6 protein-coding genes and 2 pseudogenes are annotated in these 5,716 nt (G+C 53.3%); 2 read left to right on the forward strand and 6 right to left on the reverse strand.

Going from position 1 to position 5,716, the window contains the following annotated elements; translation table 11 throughout:
* The coding region (locus tag RE6C_RS01265) for a transposase (RefSeq protein WP_039960898.1) at positions 1 to 698 on the forward strand (698 nt) is incomplete at its 5' end.
* A 256-nt stretch (positions 699 to 954) separates the two neighbouring features.
* Here RE6C_RS01265 and RE6C_RS33400 read toward each other — a convergent pair.
* Together RE6C_RS33400 and RE6C_RS32670 are read right to left on the reverse strand one after the other, a co-directional pair.
* Positions 955 to 1,056, reverse strand: a pseudogene (locus RE6C_RS33400) (hypothetical protein); the annotation flags it as partial.
* A 272-nt stretch (positions 1,057 to 1,328) separates the two neighbouring features.
* The gene (locus tag RE6C_RS32670) at positions 1,329 to 1,496 is read right to left on the reverse strand and encodes a transposase (RefSeq protein WP_008653123.1); all 168 of its coding nucleotides are present in this window, start codon (positions 1,494 to 1,496) and stop codon (positions 1,329 to 1,331) included.
* On the opposite strand from RE6C_RS32670, the gene RE6C_RS01275 reads away from it, so the two are divergent.
* Positions 1,495 to 1,908 carry a transposase gene (locus RE6C_RS01275; RefSeq protein WP_236617854.1) on the forward strand — a complete coding sequence of 138 codons (414 nt, stop codon included), beginning with the start codon at positions 1,495 to 1,497 and terminating at the stop codon, positions 1,906 to 1,908. The two genes, RE6C_RS32670 and RE6C_RS01275, sit on opposite strands and share 2 nt — an antisense overlap.
* Before the next feature lie 86 nt (positions 1,909 to 1,994).
* Here RE6C_RS01275 and RE6C_RS32675 read toward each other — a convergent pair whose 3' ends face one another.
* The 4 genes and pseudogenes from RE6C_RS32675 to RE6C_RS32680 form a co-directional block, all read right to left on the reverse strand.
* Entirely contained in the window at positions 1,995 to 3,878 is a 1,884-nt protein-coding gene (locus tag RE6C_RS32675; protein WP_039960901.1) for a dockerin type I domain-containing protein, read from the reverse strand.
* Positions 3,875 to 4,633 carry a hypothetical protein gene (locus RE6C_RS01285; protein WP_008653126.1) on the reverse strand — a complete coding sequence of 253 codons (759 nt, stop codon included), beginning with the start codon at positions 4,631 to 4,633 and terminating at the stop codon, positions 3,875 to 3,877. Before RE6C_RS01285 ends, RE6C_RS32675 begins: the two co-directional genes overlap by 4 nt.
* A gap of 8 nt (positions 4,634 to 4,641) precedes the next feature.
* A complete protein-coding gene (locus RE6C_RS01290) occupies positions 4,642 to 5,337 on the reverse strand; it encodes a dockerin type I domain-containing protein (RefSeq protein WP_039960903.1) in 696 nt (231 codons plus the stop codon).
* Positions 5,338 to 5,438: 101 nt separating this feature from the next.
* Positions 5,439 to 5,716, reverse strand: a pseudogene (locus RE6C_RS32680) (hypothetical protein); the annotation flags it as partial.

A 5,716-nucleotide genomic window follows, 5' to 3' on the forward strand; every position in this document is an offset into this window, starting at 1 on the left:
AACTGAGTTCGAAAAATAGGCGTTTTGTCGGGCGATTGAAATCCAACACAAAGCTCGACGCCTTGGCTGCCGAGCACATCCATCGTCCACCAGGGCGGCCACCGCAGAACGGGTACGAGTACACCGTTGAGCTTGGGAACTATCAGGCCGACTCGTGGAAGCATGCCCAACGATTGATCCTCGTTGTGGTCGATCAGCCTGATTCTACGACAGGTCAATTGAACTTGATGCCGCGCTGGTTCTTCTTGGTGACCAATTGGGAGGAGGAATCCCGCGATGCTGACACGCTGCTCGCTCACTATCGAAAGCGAGGCACGTTCGAGGACCGACTTGGTGAGTTCAACGAATCGATCGGCGTTCACTTGTCTTCGCAAGGATTCAAGGCGAATGAGGTGACGATGCTACTTGCGTTGTTGGCTTTCAATCTCAACACGATCTGTCGCAACGAGCTTGAAGATGCGGTTGGTGGTGGTTGGGACATGCGGCGGTTCGTCGGGTCCGTGCTGAAGGTTGGCGGCCGGATGGTGAAACATTCGCGACGACTGATTTTGCGAATCGCGGAGTCGGCCGAGCCACTGTGGTCGATGCTGACCGAACGTCTTGAAGGCTGGCAAGTGACGCTGCCAAAGCCGAGTGTCGGACAAAGCTTCCTGCCTCCACCGGATCACGCTCACCTACGAGGAGTACTTCGTCAGTAACAGCACCCACCAACACAAGAAACGACTTTGGGGAGGGGGCCGTTGTGCGCTCGCTGCAAGAATCAACGCCAAAAGCTCGGACAGCAATGCTCCCGACCACGCCACCAACAAAAACCAACGAGCTCACAGGCTTGGTGAATAATGCGGGGTTATAGCCCAGCGTGTGCCTGCTTTCGGTCGTTCGTGGTTTGAAGGACTTGGGTTGAATCGCTGAAAGCCCAGCGATTTTCAGTAGTTTGGCGGCTCTTGCGCGTCCGATCGGAATGCCTTGCAGCTTCAGATCCGCAGCATTGCGCCGGGCACCGTAGCGTTTTCTGTGCCGGTGAAACGTTGTGATCACCATGAGGAGAACATCCATGTCGCTCTGTTCTCTTTGGCTTGGAGGTTCAATTTGGAATCGTTGAAAAGCCGATCGCGAGAAGCCGAGTATTTCACTCACTTCACGCTCGGAGGCAACACCGTCGTCGACGATGCTGGACGCGGCGTCGTAGAGCTGACTCACTCGCCGCGGCCGAAAATGATCAAAGCTTTTTTTAGAACGTCGCGTTCCCTCTCAACGCGTCGCAGTTCGGCTTCCAGCTCGACAACACGGCTGTCGAGCACTTCGCCGACAGGCCCGGCCGAGTCGACTTACTGCTTCTTCCAACGATAAAGCAAATTGGTTCCCGAGATCCCAAGACGCTGAACAATCGATGCGGCCGAGTGACCATCGAGCAGCATGGCGACCGCATCGCGTTTAAATTCATCGGTGTAGGTGCGACGTTCGGGAGTCGCTGAAGGCGTGATCTTCCGTGGCATGGTAGGCTCCTTGAGTTCCTTTCAATTTAAGGACTCGCGTGGCCCCCGAAACCCATGCCACCTCACCCATCTATACCAGTTCCGTTACCAATGTAATGCCGGTCACTGCCAGACTTGCCCGCTGAGAAGCCGTTGCCTTGGCGGCAACGGCCCGCGCAAGATCAAACGGATGGAGGGCGAAGAACTGATTGAAGTTCAGCGGTCAAAGATGTCGCAAGACGACGCGAAAGAACACTACCGCCTTCGCGGACAAACGATTGAAGGCAGTTTCGGCAATGCGAAAGGAAACCGTGGCGTGGATCGCTTTCACGGAAGAGGCCTAGCCCGTGCCCGCACCGAGACAGGCTTGCTAACCCTCGCCCAAAACTTGCTGCGTCTAGATAACCTGCAACAAAATGCCGCACACCCATGAGAATCAAACACTTAAAAACTGCACGATCTCCATAAGCTATGGGATTCCGTATCAATGGCCAATCCTATCGCCGCTGCGCAATCAATTCAAAACAATCGAGACGGTTGATAGTCGTGTAGACCATCTTCGTCTTCATTGTCAGGGGTGGCATCAGTGGATTGAGCAGAGATTGGCTCAGCCATTCCGCTAGAACGGTTGAGCGTATTGATGATCGTCAACGCATCCAAAGCGGAAACTCGACCATCGGCGTTGACATCCAGCGAATCTTGCGGCGATGACGAATCAGCCGGTTCCCCGTTTCCAAACTGATCATTCAATTGATTGATGATCATTAACGCGTCCAAAGCTGACACTCTGCCGTCTTTGTTAACGTCCTCGGCTTCGAATGCAGTTTGGTTGACCAATCGCACTGTCGAGGAATCGTCAGACGCGAAGACCCGAGCATCTCCAGCTGCAAAGACCTGCTCTCGGCCAGAGAGTTCCATCGTCTCAATGGACAGGTTACCGGCGACAGCGGTGAGGATCTGGGCGGAGCGATTTTCCAAGTGCGGCGGATCCTGAAGCGTGACGACGCCTCCGGGAGCGATGTCTGCCTTCGTGCCGTAAACGTAATTGCCAAGAGAGACCGAGTCGGTGATGGTGAACTCACCATTGCTGCCGCGGGTCATCAATACAGCGGTTAACGGAACAGGTGTGGCCCCGATTGCATCGGTATCAAGCTCGAGTATCGGATCGAGATCTGCACGCACCGACACGATTTGATTGGAATCCAAAACAAAAGCGGGAACGAACCCGACTTTGAACCCAGGAAGTTCAATCTGCTGACGATTGGGGGACTCTTGCCCGTCAACATCCGTCAGAACAGTGATAGAACTTAACGGACGACTAGAGAATGGCGACAGCCAAGTGTCGTCTGAAAATTCACGATAAACCGAACGAAGAGAGGAGTCGCTAAGGTCCTGCTTCAATTGATCGGCGTCGACCGGGACGGCCTCAAACGATAGCACCTGACCGAAATCATCAACCAGAACCGTTCCCTCCCCAGTAGCCTCGCCCACTGAGGCATAACCGGTAACAGCCAATGGCTCGCCTGGCTGCTCCGACACAGCTTTCACCTCGAGAAACGCCTCCGGAAAATCAATTGGAGTGGCCATCCCGTTGTTTTCGTCAAGAGTGATTAGATTCCCTGACTCCCCGGTTTTCAGCAGCAAGCGATCGCTCTCAGGCAGCAAGAAAACGCTCGGCGGGTAGTCGGAAACCACCGAGACGCCGTCGCCGAGCTTTCCATCATCGAGAATGAAGTAATCGTAGGCGAAAGGTTCAGAGGGCTGCTCCTCAATCGTAAGCAGCGGATTCTGAAATTCATTGAGATTGAGCAGACCTTGATGAGAAATTTCCCATCGCGCCGTTAAGACTCCATCGTGCACAAACACTGACGGGGATCGTAGGCCGCGACTGAAGCTATCTGTGATCTCCAGCTGATTGTCGGCAGTTAGTTTGGCTACTGCGAAAGAGCTCTCCGCATTGTACGGCCCGTCAAACGAGCCTCCTGTCAATACAATCAAATCACCAAAGGCTTTCACCTCCGTAATACTGGCGTCGTCGCCGAATCCAGGCAGGCTAAGCGTTTGATTGAGGATGTAATCGGTGGGAGACGCTGGGTCGGGGGCGTAGACATGAACGCGGGAGCCTGCGGAGATAATGAACACGTCACCGACATGTGCTGATCCAGTGTCTTGAGCGAACCCAAAGGCCGATCCCAGATTGCGTATCAGGTCATGGCCATCACTAAAACGACTCTGGATCTCATCACCTTCCCTTTGAGCTTGGTCGACCGCAGGAACGGAAGACCCAACGGTTGCGATCTCGGCAGCAGGCGGATCGCTCTGCGGCGACGATAGATCCGCGGCAAGGAGAAGGCGACCAGTCAGTGATTGGAACGTCAAGCGTCTTGATGAGCGGGTATTCATGGTAACTCCGGTGTTGAAGAAAAGCTTGGGATTTGCATTTCATGCAAATCACGAGTGTCATGACTCATGAATTCAATGGCGTGTTTCTCGGCTCGCTCCATCATCTCACGCTGTTCTAAGTTTAATTTTGACCGCAGTTGAGAGTCAAATCTTGCTTTGAAGTCTTCCGCGTCGGACTCTTTCAGAATTTCCTTCTGGCCGCGAATCTCGTTGACAAAGTCCTTAATCAACTTACGCACATCTTGAAGTGATTCGCCTTCAAGACCTATGGCGTCGGCAATTCTGTGGTCTAAGAGTCCAGTAGGCCCCACCAAGCCAAGGTGAGTCAGAATCAGCCGCTCATAATGTTCTGGTCCAACTATGTTCGCCAGCTCGTCCTCGGCAAGACTGATCTCGTCTGAATACCGCTTGCGAACATCAGCGAAAATACGCTCTGCCTCCGCTTCGGTGGTTTGGTCATCGACTTCGCGAACCAACTGGTTGATTTCCGGTTTATCCAGACTTATCCGCTCTAGCACCTTCGACTCAAGTTCTTTTTGCTGCGCCGAACTCTCAAATGCATCAGCAAACGGCTTAGAGAAAAGAAGACGAAAACGATAACGAGGCCCCACCATCGCCGCCCGCACAAGGCGGGACGGCGCAGGCAGGCGGCTTCCTTCGTCAACCTCTGTTTGGCCGGAAGTCTGCGCGGCAACAAATTGCGGCAGCGACATCACCGCGACAGCAATAAACAATGATGCGAAAAGAGCCTTCATCAGAGCAATTAGTTGGAGTTGGCGTTAAGGAAATCAATAACGGCCTGTGCATCCTCCGACGTCACGATATTATCGCCGTTGACATCCAAGAATGTAGACTGACTGATCTGCTTCAGTGTCCAACCGAGATTGAAAGGGTACCCCCCTGCTGGACCGCTTGGATCAGGTGCGGTAGCGAGATTGCTGTATGGAGGATAAACCGGTTCCGAAGAACCCGTGTAATTAATTACCTGTAATGCATCCAACGCTGAAGTGTGACCGTTACCGTTGACATCAGTTGCCTCGGTTGGATTCTGATGAAAGTTCGTGTTGCCGAAATTAATGATCCGCAGAGCATCCAATGCCGAGATACTATTGCTTGCTAGAGAAAATTGATCGAAGTCCGCTTGAGCCCCCGTCACGTCGTAACGCGACCTGCCCCCAGTCACTAAAGGATCTGAGCCGGGATGAATTGGCGTAGGTATGCTCGGGTCGTTGAAATTCAAGTAATCGATGATAGTGAGCGCGTCCCCGCGATCTCCGCCTTGCTCCTCAATCTCGATGTGCCCATCGCCGTCAGCATCGTAGGTTGGGAAATAAACAATCTCCCCAGGAATAAATATCCCTTGGCTTGCCGCTTGCGAGCCAGTCTGGGCGAAGGTAGTAGCCACGGTCCACTGAGTTGTGAACAACACGGCAACAAAAACTAGGATCGGTCGACACATACAATACTCCTTCAAGGGCGATTACTGCCCACCTCTGCACGATGCGCGGGGGGCCTGAACGATTTTACTGGCATGCTCACTTTGAGTGCAACCATAAAAACCTAAAGTTTCACAGATTTGCACTCTGGCAGCAAAATCTCTCGTGGGTTCTCAGTTGTGTTGCCCACGCGCAGCTCAGTCAAGCATGCAGCGCGACTGGCAACCGACTTTAGAATGCCGCGAACTCCTTTCTTGCCGAGGTCGTCTTTAATGCCACAACTCGCCGCAACGTAGCGGACGCAAGATTCACTGCTGTGCGTATTCAGGTTGTCGGCAATGATCCGATAGCCGGCATCGGGATCGAGCCCGATCACCCCATCGATGTATTCAAGGTAATCTG

The organism is Rhodopirellula europaea 6C (genome assembly GCF_000338295.1).
Lineage (GTDB): Bacteria > Planctomycetota > Planctomycetia > Pirellulales > Pirellulaceae > Rhodopirellula > Rhodopirellula europaea.